Source organism: Streptomyces sp. NBC_01235, from assembly GCF_035989285.1.
Taxonomy (GTDB): Bacteria; Actinomycetota; Actinomycetes; order Streptomycetales; family Streptomycetaceae; genus Streptomyces.
The window spans coordinates 2602357-2619847 of sequence record NZ_CP108513.1; the positions used below are offsets into that span (position 1 = coordinate 2602357).

Here is a 17491-nt window from a genome sequence, read left to right on the forward strand (position 1 = left end):
AGATCACTGGTCCTTGATCTTCCAGGGCATCTCCAGGCCGAACTTCCACAGGTAGACACCCACGAGGACGCCGATGATCACCAGGCCGATCGCGGTCAGGGTGATGTTGCGGCGCCGCACCTTCGGATCGAGGGCGCGCTGCGCCGCCTCGGTGACCTTGCGCTTGGTCCAGCGCAGCACCAACTGGGCCCAGACGAACTCGGTCGCCCAGATGGCCATGCCGCCGAAGATCACGACCCAGCCGGGACCGGGCAGTGGCAGCATGACGATGCCGGCGGCCACCACGGCGAGGCCGATCACGAAGACGCCGACCTGCCAGCTCAGGTGCAGCATGCGGCGCGCCTTGACGAATGCGGGAGCCCTGGAGCCCAGCCCCTGCCCGTGCTGCTCCTCCGCCGCTCCGTGCGCCTTCGGCCCGTCCACCGCTACGACCGCCTCACCCGGCTCGTTACTCCCCGTATTCATACAGCCCGACCCTACCCGAGAGATTCCAGTCACCGGAATGGTGGTACTTCGCGAACGAGCTGTCGGCCGGAAGAGTTACGTAAAGGCACGCAAAACACGCAGAGGGGTTTACAACGGCACCGTAGGTGGCATGTCGATTTCGCCGACGTGCGAATCCCCGAGCGCACACTGAGCGAAAGGCCCTGGCGCTTATGAACACCACGGTCAGCTGCGAGCTGCACCTGCGCCTCGTTGTGTCGAGCGAGTCCTCCCTGCCTGTCCCCGCAGGCCTGCGGTACGACACGGCCGACCCCTACGCCGTGCACGCCACCTTCCACACCGGAGCCGAGGAGACCGTCGAGTGGGTGTTCGCCCGCGACCTCCTCGCCGAGGGCCTGCACCGGCCCACGGGAACCGGCGACGTCCGTGTCTGGCCGTCGCGCAGCCACGGCCAGGGCGTCGTCTGCATCGCCCTGAGCTCTCCTGAGGGCGAGGCCCTGCTCGAAGCCCCGGCGCGGGCCCTGGAGTCCTTCCTGAAGCGGACGGACGCGGCCGTGCCCCCCGGCACGGAACACCGGCACTTCGATCTCGATCAGGAGCTCTCGCACATCCTGGCGGAAAGCTAGGGCGAGGCTCACACCATGCCGCCCGGCGCCGTCCACTCGGGGAGACGGCTCGGGCCAATACAACCGCATATGGTATGCACCGACGCCGCGCCACGGGCTTCCCTGGTGCGGCGTCGGCGTGCGTCGGCGGGTTCGGGCGGCGCGCCCCGGCCTTCGGCGACCGGCGCCCGCCCTTCGGGCATGCGGTGCCCGGGGGCTCCGGGCCACGATCGGCCGTTGTTCGACGGCCCGGTGCGGCTACCATCGGCCAGCATCGGCGGGCGCCCGCCCGACCCTCCAGGCCAGGGAGCGAAACGTGCTGATCACCCACGACACCCGGTGTGCGCTCGATGCCGTGGTGGATCTGGTGAACACCGCACCGGAGGACGACACGGCTCCGGACGCGCTGCCGGATGTCGCCGCCCTCGAGGATTTCGTACGAACGCACGACTTCAGTGACGTCGGCGTGCTCTCGGAGTTCGACCTGTCCGCGGTGCGCAAGGTCCGTGGGCGCTTCGCCGGGATCTTCGCGGCTTCGGATCCCCGCGTCGCCGCCGGACTGATCAACGAGCTGGTCGCCGCCGCGGGCACCACGCCGCGCCTCACCGATCACGACGGCTACGACTGGCATGTGCACTACTTCGCGCCCGGCGCCTCCGTCGCCGACCATCTGGCGGCCGACTGCGGGATGGCGCTGGCGTTCTTCGTGGTGGCCGGGGAGCAGGAGCGGCTGCGGCGCTGTGAGGCCCCGGACTGCCGACGCGCCTTCGTCGACCTCTCCCGCAACCGGTCCCGTCGGTACTGCGACAGCCGTACCTGCGGCAACCGCCTCCACGTGGCCGCCTACCGGGCGCGCCGCAAGGAGGCCGCGGGGTGAGGAGCCCCTGCAGGGGCTCCTCGAGGGCTCGGGGGCTCGGGGTGCCTCGATGCCGACGCGGCCCCGGCGGGTGACGCCGGGGACCGCGGGTACGGCTCAGAGCAGCAGCAGGTCGTGCAGCGAAGCCATGAGCAGCAGACACCCGATCACCGCTAGGAAGATCATCAGCGGTGGCTGGGAAAGGGCGAAGAGGCACCCGCGCGGCTCGTCCTTGGGCGGCGCGGCGTCGCTCTGTGTCGTGTCCAGCATCTCGCGGGCGATGATGACGCAGGTGACACCCCTGGCGCGATCAACACGCACGGATTGAGCGGGAGTTCGCCGGATTCCGTGACGTCGGTTTCAGGCCGTGATCACTTCCGCGCGCGGGCAGGCCGACTGTGTCGTTTCAACGCGAGACCCGGTCACGGCCGCAGGCCATGGCCTCCGTCATATGCGGGACCCCCGCAGGTGCGGCCCCGTCTCCGGCGCGTGCCTCATATGCCGTGCTTCTTGAGGATGGCCTCGATGTCGCTGAAGTCGTCGGATCCGCCGGTCGCCCGGGGTGCGGGCGCGGGACGGGACGCCGGGCGGGAGCCCTGGCCCAGGGACGGCGCCGAGGCCGCGGGAGCGACTGCCCCGGACTGCGCGGAGCGGTTCGCCGCCTTGCGCTCCTTGCGGGTGCCGCCGCGGCGGCGCTCCACGGCACGGGTGGTGGCGAACAGGGCCCAGGCGCCGCCGAGCACGGCGAAGCCCGCCCAGGCCGTGGGGCTGAAGGCGGTGTCGGCGACCCATTCGACGACGCCGGTCATCACCAGGCCGAGCGGCACCAAGGCGTAGGCCGCGATGCGGGCGGCCGCCAGGAAGCGCTTGCGGTAGGCCGTGACCACCGCGATGCCCAGGCCGGCCGCGGCGACGGCGGAACAGACTGTCTCGGCGATCATCCGGTCCTCCAGGCGTGACTCACTTTGGCAAGGCTCAGACCGACTCGGCACCACGGCCGACGGGCCGGCGCTTCGTCCCTTCCATCCTGCACCCGCGCACCGCTCACGGGCCACGCTCCGGCCGGACATCAGGGACATCTCCGGGTCGACTCCTCCGCAGGTGCCGCACGCCGTCCTCCCTCGGCGCCTCCCTCGGGGCCTCCCCCGGGGTCGAGCGGGATCTCCGTGGCGGGCGGTCGGAGATCCGGATTGGGGCGGTCGGGCGGGCGCCTGGGAGACTGGCGTCATGAGCGACTCGTCCCCCACCTCCTCCCCCGCCCGTGCCGCCGTCGTCCTCGACGTCTGGTGCGAGCTGCAGTGCCCGGACTGCCACGGCGCCCTCGACGACCTGCGCGCCCTGCGCGAGCGCTACGGCGACCGGCTGGAGCTGCGGTTGCGGCACTTCCCGCTGGAGAAGCACCAGCACGCCTTCGCCGCCGCGCAGGCCGCCGAGGAGGCCCTGGAGCAGGGGCAGGGGTGGCCGTACGTCGAGGCCGTGCTGGGCCGGGTGGCGGAGCTGGACCGTAAGGGGGAACCCTTCCTGGTCGAGGTCGCCGGTGAACTCGGGCTGGACGCCGAGGAGTTCGACACCGCCCTGATCGACGGCCGGCACATCCTGATCGTGGACGCCGACCAGGCCGAGGGCAAGGCGATCGGCGTCACCGGGACCCCGACGTACGTCATCGGCGGTGAGCGTCTCGACGGCGGCAAGAGCCAGGAGGGGCTGCGGGAGCGGATCGAGGAGATCGCCGACCGACTGCTGGCCGAGCAGGCGTGAGAGCCGCTCCGCGCAGATCAGCTGAGACCAGATCGGCTGAGACCAGGTCGGTTCAGAGCAGGTTCTTGTACATCGAGTAGCTCACCGGCACATAGCCCAGCGACTCGTACAGCCGCTCGGCCGGGGTGTTGTCGGCGAAGACGTTGAGGCCCATGACCCTCTTGCCGGCCGCGATCGCCTGGGCCTCGGCCAGCAGCATCAGGGATCGGCCGTGGCCCCGGCCGCGGAAGGCCTCGTCGGCCTCGACGTCGAACACGAACGCCTTGTCGTCGACGTACGACACCCAGAGGGTGCCGACCCGGGTGCCGTCGTGCTCCAGGACGCTGAACAGCATGTTCTCCGTCGCCAGGCCCTGCGGCAGCAGCAGTTCGTGGTCCCTCCGCGACTTGGCCCACGCCTCGTCCTCGGGCACCCCGCGCTCCCACCAGTCCCGGGCGTACTCCGCGATGCCGCGCTCGAACCAGGCCTCGTACTCGGCCTCCGTCATCGGCCTGCCCCGGCTGCCCTCGGGCAGCCGGGGAGCGGTGGCGCCGAGGGGCTTCTCCATGCCGCGGTTGCGGTGGACGTAGCCGAGTGCCGTCGCCAGCCGCAGCGCGGTCTCCGCCTCGGCGGGCACCCTGACGTCGATCCGCTTGCAACCCCAGCCGCGGGCCACCTCCTCGGCGGCCAGCGCGGCCACCGTGCCCCGGCCGCGCCCGCGGTCCGGTTCCTCGATGCGCAGGTCTTCGATCTGAGCGACGCCGGGCCCGAAGGAGGGGGACGTCGACAGGTGGACAGCTCCGACGGGACGGCTGTTCACGCACACCTGGTAGTGGCGCGACAGTGCCCCGTCGGCTGCGCGCTGAAGCGGCTCGGTCGGCCGCAGAGTCGTGGTCATCAGGGGCTTTCTACCCGCCGCGAGGAGCCACGTCAGCCTGTTTTCCGGGGCTTGCAGGTCCGGCGGTCCGGGCCTTACGGGTCGAGGTCGTCCCCGGCCCGCTCGGCGAAGATCCGCATCGCCTTGGCGGTCACCGGTCCCGGCGTGCCCGGCAGCTCGCGGTCGTCGACGCGGTGGACGGCCTGGACGTCGCGCAGGGTGGAGGTGAGGAAGACCTCGTCCGCCCGCCCCAGGACGTCCAGCGGGAGGTCGGTCTCCTTGGCGCCGGTCCACTCGACGGTCAGCTCGCGTGTGATGCCCGCGAGGCAGCCGGAGGCGAGCGGCGGGGTGTGGATCTCGCCGTCCAGGACGACGAAGACGTTGGACCCGGTGCCCTCGCAGAGCTGCCCGACCGTGTTGGCGAACAGCGCCTCGGTGGCGCCGTGTTGGTGGGCACGGGCCAGCGCGACGACGTTCTCGGCGTACGAGGTCGTCTTCAGGCCGGTGAGCGCGCCGCGTTCGTTGCGGGTCCAGGGGACCGTGACGACGGCCGTGGAATCGGCGCGTCGGGCGGTCTCGCCGAGGGCGACGACCAGGGTGGGCCCGTGTTCGCCGCGGTCGGAGCCGAGGGGGCCGTGGCCTCCGGTGTAGGTGATGCGCAGCCGGCCGAGCGGCATCGGGTTGGCCTCGAGTACGGCGGCGCAGCCGCGGCGCACCTCGTCGTGGTCGGGGTCGGGCAGACCGAGGCCGCGCGCGGAGCGGGTCAGCCGGTCGAGGTGGCGGGTGAGCGCGAACGTCGTGCCGTCCACCGCCTTCACCGTCTCGAAGACGCCGTCGCCCACGGTCAGCCCGTGATCGAAGACGGAGACACGGGCGGCCTCGCTGTCCCGCAGCCCGCCGTCGAGCCAGATCTTCACGTCAGTCCCTCTCCCTCGGTCCCGTAGCTCCCGTGACCTCGTACGCTCCCGACGCTACCGCGAGCAGTCGGGACGCCTTCAGCTCGGTCTCCTCCCACTCGGCCTCGGGGTCGGATCCCCAGGTGATGCCCGCGCCGGTGCCGAAGCGCAGTACGGCCGGGCCGTCGGCGGCGCGGTCGATCCAGAAGGTGCGGATGCCGACGGCCAGCTCGCCCCTGCCCCGGTCGGCGTCGACCCAGCCGATGCCGCCGCAGTACGGGCCGCGGGGTGCCGTCTCCAGCGCGTCGATGATCCTCAGGGCACTCGACTTCGGTGCCCCGGTGACCGAGCCGGGCGGGAAGGCGGCGCCGAGCAGCTCGGGCCAGCCGGCGCCGTCGCGCAGCTCGCCGCGGACCGTCGACACGAGGTGGACCAGGCCCGGGTGCTTCTCCACGGCACACAGGTCGGGGACGCTCACGCTGCCCGTGGCGCAGACCCGCCCGATGTCGTTGCGCACCAGGTCCACGATCATCACGTTCTCGGCGTAGTCCTTCTCCAGGAGGTCGGCCTCGGTGCGCCCGGTGCCCTTGATCGGCCCTGACTCGACGACCCGGCCGTCGCGGCGCAGGAAGAGCTCGGGGGAGGCGGTGGCCGTCTCTATGCCGTGCACGGGCAGGCGAATCGTTCCTGCGTACGGCGCCGGGTTGCCCCGGGCCAGCAGGGAGGTGAGCGCGTCCACGTCGGCGTCGGCCGCCACCGGCGCGGTCAGGACACGGCAGAGATTGGCCTGGTACACCTCGCCGGCCGCGATGTGCTCGCGGATGCGGCGCACGCCTGCCGTGTACGCGGTGCGGTCGAGGGAGGACGTCCAGTCACCGGCCGCCGGCCCCCGCCATGCCCCCGGCACCGGAGCGGGCACGGGCTCCTCACGGACGTCGGAGAAGCGTGCGCAGACCAGACGGCCTTCGAAGTCGGCGCAGACGGCCCAGAAACCGGCGGAGTCCAGAGCCGCGGGATCACTGGTGACGTCGAGCAGGCCGGTGGCGACGCGGGCGCCGAAACGGGCGAGAGGAGGGAGGTCGAGCACGCTGTCGAGTCTATGGCGGGTCTCCCGGGACCGGGCCGGGGCATGTCCCGCATGTCCCGCCCGGGGGGCCTGACCAGGTCTGCGAGGGGACGCAGCGCAGCACGCTGCACAAACGCGTTTTTGTACTGGCCCGGGAATCCGCTAGAGTTCACCTCGTCGCCGGGACGCGAGAGCCGACCGAAACGACAAGCGGACGTAGCTCAGTTGGTAGAGCGCAACCTTGCCAAGGTTGAGGTCGCGAGTTCGAGCCTCGTCGTCCGCTCGAAGGAAGAAGGGGTCTTCCCGGTCCCCTACACTCCTGGTGGAGTGGCCGAGAGGCGAGGCAACGGCCTGCAAAGCCGTCTACACGGGTTCAAATCCCGTCTCCACCTCCAAGGACGATTAGCTCAGCGGGAGAGCGCTTCCCTGACACGGAAGAGGTCACTGGTTCAATCCCAGTATCGTCCACTGGATCTGCTCGAAGATCCGAACCCGCGCGATTAGCTCAGCGGGAGAGCGCTTCCCTGACACGGAAGAGGTCACTGGTTCAATCCCAGTATCGCGCACGCAGCACCACACCCTCCCGGACGATTAGCTCAGCGGGAGAGCGCTTCCCTGACACGGAAGAGGTCACTGGTTCAATCCCAGTATCGTCCACACGCCGAGAGCCCCCGGCCGCCTTCGCGGTCGGGGGCTCTTCCGTGTGCCCGTTCAGCTGGAGAACAGCATGTGGCCGAAGCTCTTGTGGCGCTGATGGCCGCCGTAGTGACCGCCGTGGCCTCCGTGACCGCCGTGCGGGGCACCCCAGGCGGGAGCGGCCGGGGCCGCCGGGTACGCCTGCGGGGCGCCCGGGGGCGGCGGCGCCGGCTGGGACCACTGGGACTCCACGCGGGTCAGCGCCTCCAGCTCGCCGTAGTCGAGGAAGATCCCGCGGCAGTTGCTGCACTGTTCGATCTGGACGCCGTTGCGGTTGTACGTGTGCATCTGAGCATGACACTTGGGGCACTGCATGGTTCGGCTCAACTCCTCGCCGGTCGGTCCTGTTTCGTGTACCGCCAGGACAGACACTGTCCGGCCGCGGTCGGTTGCACCCTACTTCGCGAGACCGGCCGCCAACTGCGGGGGTTCGGAACCCATTCGGGCACACGCGTCGACCAGGCACTGCTCGACCTCGTCCAGCGACCGCTCGTGCGCCACCGACTTCGTGACAGCCCGTGCCGCGGTCTGGACGGTGAGTGCGCGTGCGGGGACGTCGAGGGCGGGCCAGGGGTCGCCGGATCCGGGGACGGCGGGGCCGGACCCGGCACGGTAGGCGGTCAGGAAGCGGGTCCACTCGTCGGGCGGCAGCAGACCGCAGGCGTACCAGGCGGCGGGGCGGGCGAGGTCCCAGGCCGGGACGCCGACCCCGAGATCGTCGACGTCGATCAGGCGCCAGGGACCGTCGGGAGCGGGATGGCGGACGAGTTGGCCGAGGTGGAGGTCGCCGTGGCAGAGGCTGGTGACGTCCGGCATGGGTGCCTCGGCGCGGGCCCAGGCGGGCAGCGCGCGCCAGGCGTTCAGGACGGGGGCGACGGCGGGATGCGGTCCGGCGGCCCGCAGCCGGGTCACGGCGTGGGCGGCCTTGGCGGGGCCGCGCATCGGCGGCAGACCGGTCGGGGCGGGGGCGCGGTGGAGACGAGCGAGCAGGGTGCCCGCGGCCTCCCAGGGGGCCGCCTCCGGGTCGTCCGGGTCCACCGGGGTGCCGTACGGCCAGAACGTGACGAGTCTGCCGTGGAGGGGGGCCGGGGTCGCAGCCAGCGGAGCGAGGAGGACGTCGGGGAGACCGGCGGCCGCGGCGAGGCGGGGGGTGAGGTCGTCCGGGTCGGTGTCGGGGGCGTGCGCCTTCGCGACCGTCCCCGCGTGCCGGACGACGGTGGCGTCGGGACGGTCGGCGAGGGTGGCCGCGCCGCACGGGCAGGCGGAGCCGGCTTCGTGAGCCTGCGCTCTGGCTCGGAAGGTGAGCTCGGTGAGCAGGGGGTGGGCGGTCACGGGGCTCCCTGAGCGACGGCGTGCGGTCTCCTCGCGAGGGTACGCAGGTGAGACCGCCGGGTGGCCCTCCGGCCGGGAAAAGCAATGCAGGCGCAGCTCCCCAGCTGCGCCTGCATCATTTGCCGTCCGCCGCACCCCCGTCCCCACGGGGTTTCATGGGTGGATGTCCCCGCCCGGACCGCTCTTCCGGGCCTGGGGTCGCCGCTCAGCGCCCCAGCATCACTCCCACGGACGACGCCTGTGTGGCCACTGTCTCCCAGCCGTCGAAGACGACGAGGAGCAGGACCGCCAGAGGAAGGGCCATCAGCGTCGCCACCAGGGGGTGGCGGCGACCCGTGCGGCGGGGGCGCGTGGTGCGTCCCTGCGTGCGGAGCATCGTCCGCGATGCCGTGTGGGCCATGGTCCCTCTCCTGACCTGATCAGTTGTCGTTGGCAGCGGCGAGTGTCTGACCTCGGGGGACGAGTGCTGCACCCGCCGCTTGACCTCAAATCTAGGCGGGCGGCGGCCGCCGGACGTCATGCCCTCGTACCGATTGCCGGGCCTCCCGGAGGATGAGCCGTGACCTGCGGAGTACTCCCCTGGGTGGAGACGGGGTCCTAGGTCTCGGGGTCTTCCCGGAGGGGTGTCCGGTCCGGGCCCGGTTCCGGGCTCTCCGCGGGGACTCCATGGTGACTTCGCTCACTTCCCCCACCCCCCGCCGTACCTCCGTCTCCCCCCGGCGGCCCGCCCTGCCGGCCGCCGGCCCATGGGTCCGTGTCGTGTCGCCGACGTCGACGGCCGTCTCCGCGCGGTCGCCTCTCACGGGTTCAATCCCCCTTCTGCGTCAGGTGGTTGAGGTCACAGAACCGTCAAAACGCGCCTGTCCGCAGGCCCCCTGACCACCCTTCAAGTCTCCCACCGGGCACTGACAATCGATCGGGACGAGAGGGCGCGGCCTCTGCGCGCGAGCGGCCGTGGAAACGTAAGCTGTGCCACGTCACACGGACCGGGCAGCGGGGATGAACATGGCGATGATGCGCCTGAGGCGCGAGGACCCGCGCGTCGTCGGCTCGTTCAGGCTTCACCGACGGCTCGGCGCGGGCGGGATGGGCGTCGTCTACCTGGGCTCCGACAAGAAGGGGCAGCGGGTCGCGCTGAAGGTGATCCGGCCCGATCTGGCGGAGGACCAGGAGTTCCGGTCGCGGTTCGCGCGCGAGGTGTCGGCCGCCCGGCGGATCCGGGGCGGGTGCACGGCGCGGCTGGTCGCGGCGGATCTGGACGCCGACCGGCCGTGGTTCGCCACGCAGTACGTGCCCGGGCCCTCGCTCCACGACAAGGTCAACGACGAGGGGCCGCTCGGTGCCGCCGAGCTCGCCTCGATCGGGGCCGCGCTGTCGGAGGGGCTCGTCGCGGTGCACGAGGCCGGGGTCGTGCACCGGGACCTGAAGCCCTCCAACATCCTGCTCTCCCCCAAGGGCCCGCGGATCATCGACTTCGGCATCGCCTGGGCGACGGGCGCCTCCACGCTGACGCACGTCGGCACGGCGGTCGGCTCCCCCGGGTTCCTCGCGCCGGAGCAGGTGCGGGGGGCCCTGGTCACCCCGGCCACCGACGTGTTCTCGCTCGGCGCCACGCTCGCGTACGCCTCGACGGCCGACTCGCCCTTCGGGCACGGCAGTTCCGAGGTGATGCTGTACCGCGTGGTGCACGAGGAGCCGCACCTGCACGGCGTTCCGGACGCGCTGGCCCCGCTGGTGCGGGCCTGTCTGGCGAAGGACCCCGAGGAGCGGCCCAGCACTCTCGACCTCTCCCTGCGGCTGAAGGAGATCGCGACCCGGGAGTTCCAGGGCCTGGCGGACGCGCGTCCTCCGGTGCCGCGGGCTGCCGAGGCGGACCGTCCCACGGGACGGCTCTCCGACCTCGGTCACCCGGAGCGCACGCTGCGCCAGCCGGGCGGGCCGGGTACTCCCCCGCCGCGGAACGGGGTGCCGTCCTCGCGCGGTGCGGTTCCTTCGCGGGGCGGGGCTCCCGCTCGCGGGGGCAGCGCCTCGCGCGGTGGTGGCGGTGACCGCGCCTCGTCGTCGCGGTCCGGGGCCCGGCCGGCTCCCGCCTCCCGCAACACCCGTCCCGGCAGCGGCAGCCGTCCGGCGCCCCGCGGCGGGGCCGGGCGGCAGGGGCCGAGGACCACGGGGACCGGGCGGCGGCCCGCCAACCCGCGCCTGCTGCGTCAGCGGCTGTTCGTCTTCGTCGTGGTGACCCTGCTCGTCGCGCTCGGCATCGCCGTCGTCCAGGGCTGCCAGGGCCCGGCGCGCGGGCTCGGCGGGGACAACGGCGTCGTACGGCAGGAACAGCCGAACGAGCAGCATGTCCGGCCGGAGCAGGGCGTCGGCGGTCCGCTGGGGGACTGACCCCGGCCTACGCCTGCGGGCGGCCCGTCGCCACCGCGTAGAAGGCGACCGCCGCAGCCGCGCCCACGTTGAGCGAGTCGACGCCGTGGGACATGGGGATGCGGACCCATTCGTCGGCGGCGACCAGGGCCTGGGTGGAGAGGCCGTCGCCCTCCGCGCCCAGCATGAGGGCGACCCTGTCCATCTTGTGCGGGGCGGCCTCGTCGAGGCTTCGGGCCTTCTCGTCGGGGGTGAGGGCGAGGAGGGTGAAGCCGGCCTCGCGGACCGAGTCCAGGCCCTTGGGCCAGGTGTCCAGGCGGGCGTACGGGACGGAGAAGACCGCGCCCATGGAGACCTTCACGCTGCGGCGGTAGAGCGGATCGGCGCAGTCCGGTGAGAGCAGGACCGCGTCCATGCCGAGGGCGGCGGACGAGCGGAAGATCGCGCCGATGTTGGTGTGATCGTTGACCGACTCCATGACGACGACCCGGCGGGCGGTCTGCAGGAGTTCGGCGGCGGCGGGCAGCGGCTTGCGCTGCATCGAGGCCAGCGCGCCGCGGTGGACGTGGTAGCCGGTGACGCGTTCCGCGAGCTCCGGGCTGATGGCGTAGACCGGTGCCGGGAGCTCGTCGATGACGTCGCGCATGACGTCGACCCACTTCGCGGAGAGCAGCATCGAGCGCATCTCGTACCCGGCGCCCTTGGCCCGGCGGATGACCTTCTCGCCCTCCGCGATGAACAGGCCCTCGGCGGGCTCGCGCCTGCGGCGCAACTCGACGTCGGTCAGGCCGGTGTAGTCGCGCAGGCGCGGGTCGTCGGGGTCCTCAACGGTGATGAGATCGGCCACAGGGTGATACTGCCTTGTCCTGGGTGTGGTGCCAACGGCTCGGAGCGGTTGTGTTACCCGCGGTTACTCGGACGTCCGGGGGCCGACGGTCACGACCGGGCCGATGACGATGACCGCCGGCGGCCTGACCTCCTGGGCGCGGACCGTCTCGGCGACCGTCGCGAGGGTCGCGTCGACGCGGCGCTGGGCGGCCGTGGTGCCCTCCTGGACCAGGGCGACCGGGGTGTCGGGCGACTTGCCGTGAGCGACGAGCGTCTCGGCGATCTTCCCGATCTTGTCGACGCCCATGAGGATCACCAGCGTGCCGGTGAGCTTCGCCAGGGACGGCCAGTCGACCAGGGAACGTTCGTCGTCGGGGGCGACATGGCCGCTGACCACGGTGAACTCGTGCGCAACGCCCCGGTGCGTGACCGGGATACCGGCCGCACCCGGCACCGAGATCGAGCTGGAGATGCCCGGGACGACCGTGCAGGCGATCCCGGCCTCGGCGAGGGCCTGGAGCTCCTCCATGCCACGGCCGAAGACATACGGGTCGCCGCCCTTGAGACGGACGACCGACTTGCCCTGCTTGGCGTGCTCGATCAGCGCGTTGTTGATGGCCTCCTGGGCCATGTACCGGCCGTAGGGGATCTTCGCCGCGTCGATCACCTCGACGTGCGGCGGGAGTTCGGCGAGGAGGTCGCGCGGGCCGAGCCGGTCGGCGATCACGACGTCCGCCTCGGCGAGGAGGCGGCGGCCGCGGACCGTGATCAGGTCCGGGTCGCCGGGGCCGCCGCCGACGAGGGCGACGCCGGCGGTGCGGGTGCGGTGGTGGGGGGCGACGAGGGTGCCGTCGCGCAGGCCCTCGACGACCGCGTCACGGATGGCCGCGGTGTGGCGGGGGTCGCGGCCACGGGCGTCCGTGGTGAGGACGGCGACCGTGACACCCTCGCTGTGGCCGGTCGCCGGGGTCCAGGCGGTGGCCTGGTCGGCGTCGTCCGAGCGGACGCACCAGACACGGTGGCGCTCCGCTTCGGAGGAGGCTCGGGAGTTCGCCTCGGCGTCGCTGGTGGCGATGAGGGCGTACCAGGCGTCGGCCAGGTCGCCTTCGGCGTAGGGGCGCCTGTGCCAGGTGATCTCGGCCGCGTCGGCCATCGCCTCGACGGAGGGGGTCGCCTCCGGGGACACGAGGTGGATGTCGGCGCCTGCCGCGATCAGGGAGGGGAGGCGGCGCTGGGCCACCTGGCCGCCGCCGAGGACGACGACCCTGCGGCCGGTGAGGCGGAGGCCTACGGGGTAGGCGGGGTGTTCGGCCATGAGGTGCGGCTCCTCGTGCGAGCAAGGGTGGGCGCTGCGGCTCTGGAGCGGCCCTGACGTGCGGATTTTAGAGATGGGCTCAGGGTACGGCGGGGCCGGGGGGCCGCGCAGGGGCGCAGGCCCGCCGGCGCGTGCCCGCCGACCCCCGAGTGGGTCCTACTTCTCGGTGACGCCCGCCGAGTCGAACGTCGCCACCTCGTGCATGGCGCGGGCCGTGCTCTGGACCAAGGGGAGGGCCAGGAGGGCGCCCGTGCCCTCGCCGAGACGGAGGTCGAGGTCGACCAGGGGGCGCAGGCCCAGCTTGTTCAGGGCGGCCACGTGACCTGGTTCAGCGCTGCGGTGGCCCGCGATGCAGGCCGCGAGGACCTCGGGGGCGATCGCGCGGGCGACCAGGGCGGCGGCGCCGGCGCTGACGCCGTCCAGGATCACCGGCGTACGCAGGGACGCGCCACCGAGGAGGAGACCGACCATCGCCGCGTGTTCGAAGCCGCCGATCGCGGCCAGGACGCCGATGGGGTCGGCCGGGTCCGGCTGGTGGAGGTCCAGGGCGCGGCGGACGACCTCGGTCTTGCGGGCGAGGGTCTCGTCGTTGATGCCGGTGCCGCGGCCGGTGACCTCGGCCGGGTCGGCGCCCGTGAAGACGGAGATGAGAGCGGCGGACGCCGTCGTGTTCGCGATGCCCATCTCGCCCGTCAGCAGCGCCTTGTTGCCGGCCGCCACCAGGTCGCGGGCCGTCTCGATGCCCACCTCGATGGCCTGCTTGGCCTCCTCGCGGGTCATCGCGGGGCCGGTGGTCATGTCGGACGTGCCCGCGCGGACCTTGCGGGGCAGCAGACCGGGGGTCGCCGGGAGGTCGGCGGCCACGCCCACGTCCACGACGCAGACCTCGGCGCCCACCTGGGTCGCGAAGGCGTTGCAGACCGCGCCGCCGCCGAGGAAGTTGGCGACCATCTGGGCCGTCACCTCCTGCGGCCAGGGGGTGACGCCCTGGGCGTGCACGCCGTGGTCGCCGGCGAAGATCGCGACGGCCGCGGGCTCCGGGATCGGCGGCGGGCACTGCCGGGACAGGCCGGACAGCTGCGCGGAGATGATCTCCAGCATGCCGAGCGCGCCGGCCGGCTTGGTCATGCGCTTCTGCCGCTCCCAGGCCTCGCCGAGCGCCTTGGCGTCCAGCGGGCGGACGCTGGCGACGGTCTCGGCGAGCAGGTCGTGCGGGTCCTCGCCGGGCAGCGCGCGACGGCCGTACGTCTCCTCGTGGACGACCCACGACAGCGGACGGCGCTTGGCCCAGCCCGCCTGCATCAGCTCGGGCTCGTCCGGGAACTCGTCGACATACCCGACGCACAGGTAGGCGACCACTTCGAGGTGCTCGGGCAGGCCGAGCGCGCGGACCATCTCACGCTCGTCGAAGAAGCTGACCCAGCCGACGCCGAGGCCCTCGGCTCGGGCGGCGAGCCAGAGGTTCTCGACCGCGAGCGCGGAGGAGTACGGCGCCATCTGCGGCTGCGTGTGCCGGCCCAGGGTGTGGCGGCCGCCGCGGGTCGGGTCGGCGGTGACGACGATGTTCACCGGCGTGTCGAGGATCGCCTCGATCTTCAGTTCCTTGAACTGCTTCGCCCGGCCCTTGGGCAGGGACTTCGCGTACGCGTCGCGCTGACGCGTCGCCAGTTCGTGCATCGCGCGCCGGGTGTCGGCGGAGCGGATGACGACGAAGTCCCAGGGCTGCGAGTGGCCGACCGAGGGCGCGGTGTGGGCGGCCTCCAGGACGCGCAGCAGCACCTCGTGCGGGATCGGGTCGCTGCGGAAGCCGTTGCGGATGTCCCGGCGCTCGCGCATGACCTTCAGAACGGCCTCGCGCTCGGCGTCGTCGTACGCGGGTGCGGCGGGGCCGGTGGACTCTCGAACTTCTTCCACTGCGGCCGGGCTCTCTTCCTGGTCGGCGGCCCTGGTGTCCAGGTCCTCCGGGCTCTGTGCGACATCGGGGTCGATGATGTCGGTCGCATGCTCCGTGTCCGGGGTCGCCGGGACGGGAGCGGGGTCGGCACCGCGCGGCGCGGGAACCGTGACGGCGGGGGGAACAACGGCGGCTTCGACGGCCGGCGGCTGTTCCGCCGCCGTCTCCGGAGCCGGCACCTCCTCGGGGGCCTCCGCCATCTCGGGAGCCGGCACCGCCTCGGGGGTCGGCTGCTCCTCCGTGGGGAGCACGAGGGCGTGCGGCGGGGTCGGGGCGAGGTGCGGAGTGGTGGGCACCGTGCCCTCGACCGGCACGAACTGGCCCAGGGGCTCGTCCGGCTGGACCGCCAGGGGCTGCTCCGGCCGGACGTCCACGGGGACGGCCGCCACGGGGAGGGGGGTGGCGTCCACGGGGGGCGCGGAGGGCTCGGGGGACGCGAGGGGCTCGGGGGACGCGAGGGGCTCCGGGGGTGCCTCGACGGGCGACTCCGCCGTCTCCGTCACAGGCCCCGGCTCCGGCTGCGGCTCCGCGTGGGTTGCGGCGGGGGCGGGTTCCGGCTGGGCGACGGGGAGCGCAGCCTCGGGCTCCGTCGGCGAGACCGTCCCCGGGGCGAGGGTGTCCGGGATGTGAGATACCTGGTCCGCGATTTGGGCGGCCGGGGCGGGGGGCTCGTTGGCGGCCTCCGCTTCCGGCTCGTGCTCCTGCTGAGGTGCCGGCTCGGACTCCTGCTCCTGCTCCTGCTGAGGTGCCTGCTCGGGCGCCTGTTGGGCGGTCGGGTCGGCGGGAGCCTCGGAGGCGTCGGTGAACTGCGCGTCCTCGGGGGCGGCGACGACCTCAGGTTCGGGCGCGGATGCCTCGACCGCAGCGGCGGACGCGTCCTGCACGGGTACCGCCGGTTCCGCCGGTTCGGCCGGCGCCTCGGGGGTCACGAGCGCCACAGGCTCGGGATCCTGAGCGGCTTCGGGCTCTGGAGTGGACTCGGGAGCCCCGACCGGGTCCGGAACGGGGGCCTCGAAAGCGGCCTGCGGTACGACGACGACGTCGGCGACCGGAACCGCCTCCGCCACGGGCGCCTCTGGAGCCTCCTGGACCTCGGGCGCCACAAGGGCCTGAGCCGCCGTGGGGCCGGCGTTCGCGTCGGCCTCCTGAGACTGAAGCTGAGGCTGAGTCACCTCGGCAGGGATCGCCTCCGCGACCTCGACCGCCTCGGCGACGGGCGCCTCCACGGGGTTCGCCTCAGCGACCGCCACCGGCTCGGCCGCCTCTACCGCTTCGACCGCCTCGGCCACGACCGGCTCGGCCACGTCGGCCACGTCGGCCACGTCGGCCACGTCGGCCACGACAGGCTCGGCGACGACAGGCTCGGCCACAACCGGCTCAGCCGCCTGCGCGGCTTCGGGTGCGTCGGCCGGGTCCTCCGTGGCCTCCGGCGCCTGCGCCGCGTCCACCCGCTGTCCGACGACGGCCGGCGCAGCGGGGGCGTCCGGCGTCCGGTCGTCGCCGGGGAAGGGGACCTCGGCCGCGTGCTGCCCGGACTCGACAGCCGCGTCGGCGGGAACCTGCGCGGCCTCCGCCATCATCGCGGCACCGAGCAGCTGACCGGGGTCGACGACCCCGTACGTTTCGGCGCCGTGGCCGCCCTCACCGGCCGCGGCGGCTTCCACAACCGCGGGCATCGCACCGGCGGGTCCGGCGGCGTGCGCGGCCGCGGCGTGCTGTGCGGCCTGGGCGGCGTACGCGTCGCCCTCCTCCTGCGGGACGGTCGCGGCGATCGCCTCGGTCGCCACACGGGCCACGACCGCCTGGGCCGCGCCCACCGGCTCGGCCTGCTGCGCTTCCGTGACCGCCGCCGGAACAACCGTTTCCGCAGTCGTCACCCCGGAAGCGACCGGCCCCTGAGCGGGAGCCTGGGCCGTGGCCTGCGCGGCGTCCCAGGGCGACGCGCCCTGCGGGGGCATCTCGCGCAGGTGCGGGACGTCGAGGTACTCGGGACCGGACGCGGGCGGGCCGGGCTGTCGTACCGGCGCGCCCGCGGGGCCGCGGTCGGCGAGGGAGCGGACCGGGCTGGCGGAGGTGTCGGGGATCGGCGGGCCGAGGTGCAGGGGGCGGCGCGGGGCCGCCTGGGGCGTCGACGGGCCGGGCAGGCGGACGGCGCTGAGGTCGACCGAACCGCTGTCGCGGCCGGACATCTCGTGCGGGCCCGGCTCGTGCACGGTCTCGACCACCGGTTCCGGCGCGGGCGGCGCCACCTCGTTGCCCCACGCGCTCTGGGCACCCGGCAGCAGCAACAGGTCTTCGTCCTCGGCGGTGGTCTCGGAGAGGTAGGTGTAGGCACCGTGCGCGGGGGCGCCCGGCTGCTCCACCATGCCTGCGTTCTCCGGCAGCCCCTCGCCCGGGACCTGGCCGGTGTCGGTCATGCGTACCCCTCGCCCATCGGTTAGTGCTTCTACGGCCGACTCACCCGGAGCGGCGCACCGACCGCCCCGTAGTGAAGAACGAGCGTCCGTGCCCAGCGGCA

At 73.2% G+C, this 17491-nt stretch carries 16 protein-coding genes and 5 tRNA genes; 9 read left to right on the forward strand and 12 right to left on the reverse strand.

What is annotated here, in order from left to right:
* Positions 1-3: 3 nt before the first annotated feature.
* Complete coding sequence (locus OG289_RS11125) at positions 4-465, reverse strand: TIGR02611 family protein (protein ID WP_327313852.1); 462 nt, start codon at positions 463-465, stop codon at positions 4-6.
* Positions 466-656: 191 nt separating this feature from the next.
* Here OG289_RS11125 and OG289_RS11130 point away from each other — a divergent pair, with 191 nt between their 5' ends.
* Together OG289_RS11130 and OG289_RS11135 are read left to right on the forward strand one after the other, a co-directional pair.
* Positions 657-1070, forward strand: coding sequence for an SsgA family sporulation/cell division regulator (locus OG289_RS11130; RefSeq protein WP_004002642.1), 414 nt, complete (start codon positions 657-659; stop codon positions 1068-1070).
* Positions 1071-1365: 295 nt separating this feature from the next.
* Positions 1366-1926 (forward strand): CGNR zinc finger domain-containing protein, encoded by a 561-nt coding sequence (locus OG289_RS11135; protein ID WP_327313853.1) that lies wholly within the window; start codon positions 1366-1368, stop codon positions 1924-1926.
* 96 nt (positions 1927-2022) lie between these two features.
* Here OG289_RS11135 and OG289_RS11140 read toward each other — a convergent pair whose 3' ends face one another.
* Both OG289_RS11140 and OG289_RS11145 read right to left on the reverse strand, forming a co-directional pair.
* Positions 2023-2226, reverse strand: coding sequence for a hypothetical protein (locus tag OG289_RS11140; RefSeq protein WP_093774321.1), 204 nt, complete (start codon positions 2224-2226; stop codon positions 2023-2025).
* Positions 2227-2399: 173 nt separating this feature from the next.
* Positions 2400-2846: a hypothetical protein gene (locus OG289_RS11145; protein WP_327313854.1), complete on the reverse strand. Its 447-nt coding sequence runs from the start codon at positions 2844-2846 to the stop codon at positions 2400-2402.
* A gap of 286 nt (positions 2847-3132) precedes the next feature.
* Here OG289_RS11145 and OG289_RS11150 point away from each other — a divergent pair, with 286 nt between their 5' ends.
* Positions 3133-3663 carry a DsbA family protein gene (locus tag OG289_RS11150; protein WP_327313855.1) on the forward strand — a complete coding sequence of 177 codons (531 nt, stop codon included), beginning with the start codon at positions 3133-3135 and terminating at the stop codon, positions 3661-3663.
* Positions 3664-3715: 52 nt separating this feature from the next.
* On the opposite strand, the gene OG289_RS11155 is transcribed toward OG289_RS11150, so the two are convergent.
* The 3 genes from OG289_RS11155 to OG289_RS11165 form a co-directional block, all read right to left on the reverse strand.
* The gene (locus tag OG289_RS11155; protein ID WP_327313856.1) at positions 3716-4540 is read right to left on the reverse strand and encodes a GNAT family N-acetyltransferase; all 825 of its coding nucleotides are present in this window, start codon (positions 4538-4540) and stop codon (positions 3716-3718) included.
* Between the two features lie 74 nt (positions 4541-4614).
* Positions 4615-5436 (reverse strand): aminotransferase class IV, encoded by an 822-nt coding sequence (locus OG289_RS11160; RefSeq protein WP_327313858.1) that lies wholly within the window; start codon positions 5434-5436, stop codon positions 4615-4617.
* 1 nt (position 5437) lies between these two features.
* Positions 5438-6502, reverse strand: a complete 1065-nt coding sequence (locus OG289_RS11165) for a chorismate-binding protein (protein ID WP_327313859.1) — start codon at positions 6500-6502, stop codon at positions 5438-5440.
* 189 nt (positions 6503-6691) lie between these two features.
* Between OG289_RS11165 and OG289_RS11170 the strand changes: the two genes are divergently transcribed.
* The 5 genes from OG289_RS11170 to OG289_RS11190 all read left to right on the forward strand — a co-directional run bounded on the left by OG289_RS11170 (position 6692) and on the right by OG289_RS11190 (position 7138).
* A tRNA-Gly gene (locus OG289_RS11170) sits at positions 6692-6764 on the forward strand.
* 38 nt (positions 6765-6802) lie between these two features.
* A tRNA-Cys gene (locus tag OG289_RS11175) sits at positions 6803-6876 on the forward strand.
* A 1-nt stretch (position 6877) separates the two neighbouring features.
* Positions 6878-6949: transfer RNA gene (locus tag OG289_RS11180), tRNA-Val, on the forward strand.
* Positions 6950-6975: 26 nt separating this feature from the next.
* Positions 6976-7047 (forward strand) — tRNA-Val (locus OG289_RS11185).
* Between the two features lie 19 nt (positions 7048-7066).
* Positions 7067-7138: transfer RNA gene (locus OG289_RS11190), tRNA-Val, on the forward strand.
* 54 nt (positions 7139-7192) lie between these two features.
* Here the strand turns inward: OG289_RS11190 and OG289_RS11195 are convergent.
* From OG289_RS11195 to OG289_RS11205, 3 genes are all read right to left on the reverse strand, one after another.
* Entirely contained in the window at positions 7193-7492 is a 300-nt protein-coding gene (locus OG289_RS11195) for a TFIIB-type zinc ribbon-containing protein (RefSeq protein ID WP_327313860.1), read from the reverse strand.
* A gap of 81 nt (positions 7493-7573) precedes the next feature.
* Positions 7574-8509: a phosphotransferase enzyme family protein gene (locus tag OG289_RS11200; RefSeq protein ID WP_327313861.1), complete on the reverse strand. Its 936-nt coding sequence runs from the start codon at positions 8507-8509 to the stop codon at positions 7574-7576.
* A gap of 205 nt (positions 8510-8714) precedes the next feature.
* On the reverse strand, positions 8715-8909 hold the full coding sequence (locus OG289_RS11205; protein WP_327313862.1) for a hypothetical protein: 195 nt from the start codon (positions 8907-8909) through the stop codon (positions 8715-8717).
* Positions 8910-9508: 599 nt separating this feature from the next.
* On the opposite strand from OG289_RS11205, the gene OG289_RS11210 reads away from it, so the two are divergent.
* Positions 9509-10897: a serine/threonine-protein kinase gene (locus OG289_RS11210; RefSeq protein ID WP_327320640.1), complete on the forward strand. Its 1389-nt coding sequence runs from the start codon at positions 9509-9511 to the stop codon at positions 10895-10897.
* A 7-nt stretch (positions 10898-10904) separates the two neighbouring features.
* On the opposite strand, the gene OG289_RS11215 is transcribed toward OG289_RS11210, so the two are convergent.
* From OG289_RS11215 to cobT, 3 genes are all read right to left on the reverse strand, one after another.
* On the reverse strand, positions 10905-11723 hold the full coding sequence (locus OG289_RS11215) for a TrmH family RNA methyltransferase (protein WP_327313863.1): 819 nt from the start codon (positions 11721-11723) through the stop codon (positions 10905-10907).
* 63 nt (positions 11724-11786) lie between these two features.
* Positions 11787-13019 (reverse strand): uroporphyrinogen-III C-methyltransferase, encoded by a 1233-nt coding sequence (gene cobA / locus OG289_RS11220; RefSeq protein ID WP_327313864.1) that lies wholly within the window; start codon positions 13017-13019, stop codon positions 11787-11789.
* Positions 13020-13175: 156 nt separating this feature from the next.
* Positions 13176-17390 carry a nicotinate-nucleotide--dimethylbenzimidazole phosphoribosyltransferase gene (gene cobT, locus OG289_RS11225; protein WP_327313865.1) on the reverse strand — a complete coding sequence of 1405 codons (4215 nt, stop codon included), beginning with the start codon at positions 17388-17390 and terminating at the stop codon, positions 13176-13178.
* Between the last annotated feature and the right edge of the window lie 101 nt (positions 17391-17491).

Coding starts and splice junctions, on each gene's coding strand:
- OG289_RS11125 (WP_327313852.1), bottom strand. CDS start 465: ATGAATACGGGGAGTAACGAGCCGGGTGAGGCGGTCGTAGCGGTGGAC.
- OG289_RS11130 (WP_004002642.1), top strand. CDS start 657: ATGAACACCACGGTCAGCTGCGAGCTGCACCTGCGCCTCGTTGTGTCG.
- OG289_RS11145 (WP_327313854.1), bottom strand. CDS start 2,846: ATGATCGCCGAGACAGTCTGTTCCGCCGTCGCCGCGGCCGGCCTGGGC.
- OG289_RS11150 (WP_327313855.1), top strand. CDS start 3,133: ATGAGCGACTCGTCCCCCACCTCCTCCCCCGCCCGTGCCGCCGTCGTC.
- OG289_RS11155 (WP_327313856.1), bottom strand. CDS start 4,540: ATGACCACGACTCTGCGGCCGACCGAGCCGCTTCAGCGCGCAGCCGAC.
- OG289_RS11195 (WP_327313860.1), bottom strand. CDS start 7,492: ATGCAGTGCCCCAAGTGTCATGCTCAGATGCACACGTACAACCGCAAC.
- OG289_RS11205 (WP_327313862.1), bottom strand. CDS start 8,909: ATGGCCCACACGGCATCGCGGACGATGCTCCGCACGCAGGGACGCACC.
- OG289_RS11210 (WP_327320640.1), top strand. CDS start 9,509: ATGAACATGGCGATGATGCGCCTGAGGCGCGAGGACCCGCGCGTCGTC.
- cobA (WP_327313864.1), bottom strand. CDS start 13,019: ATGGCCGAACACCCCGCCTACCCCGTAGGCCTCCGCCTCACCGGCCGC.
- cobT (WP_327313865.1), bottom strand. CDS start 17,390: ATGACCGACACCGGCCAGGTCCCGGGCGAGGGGCTGCCGGAGAACGCA.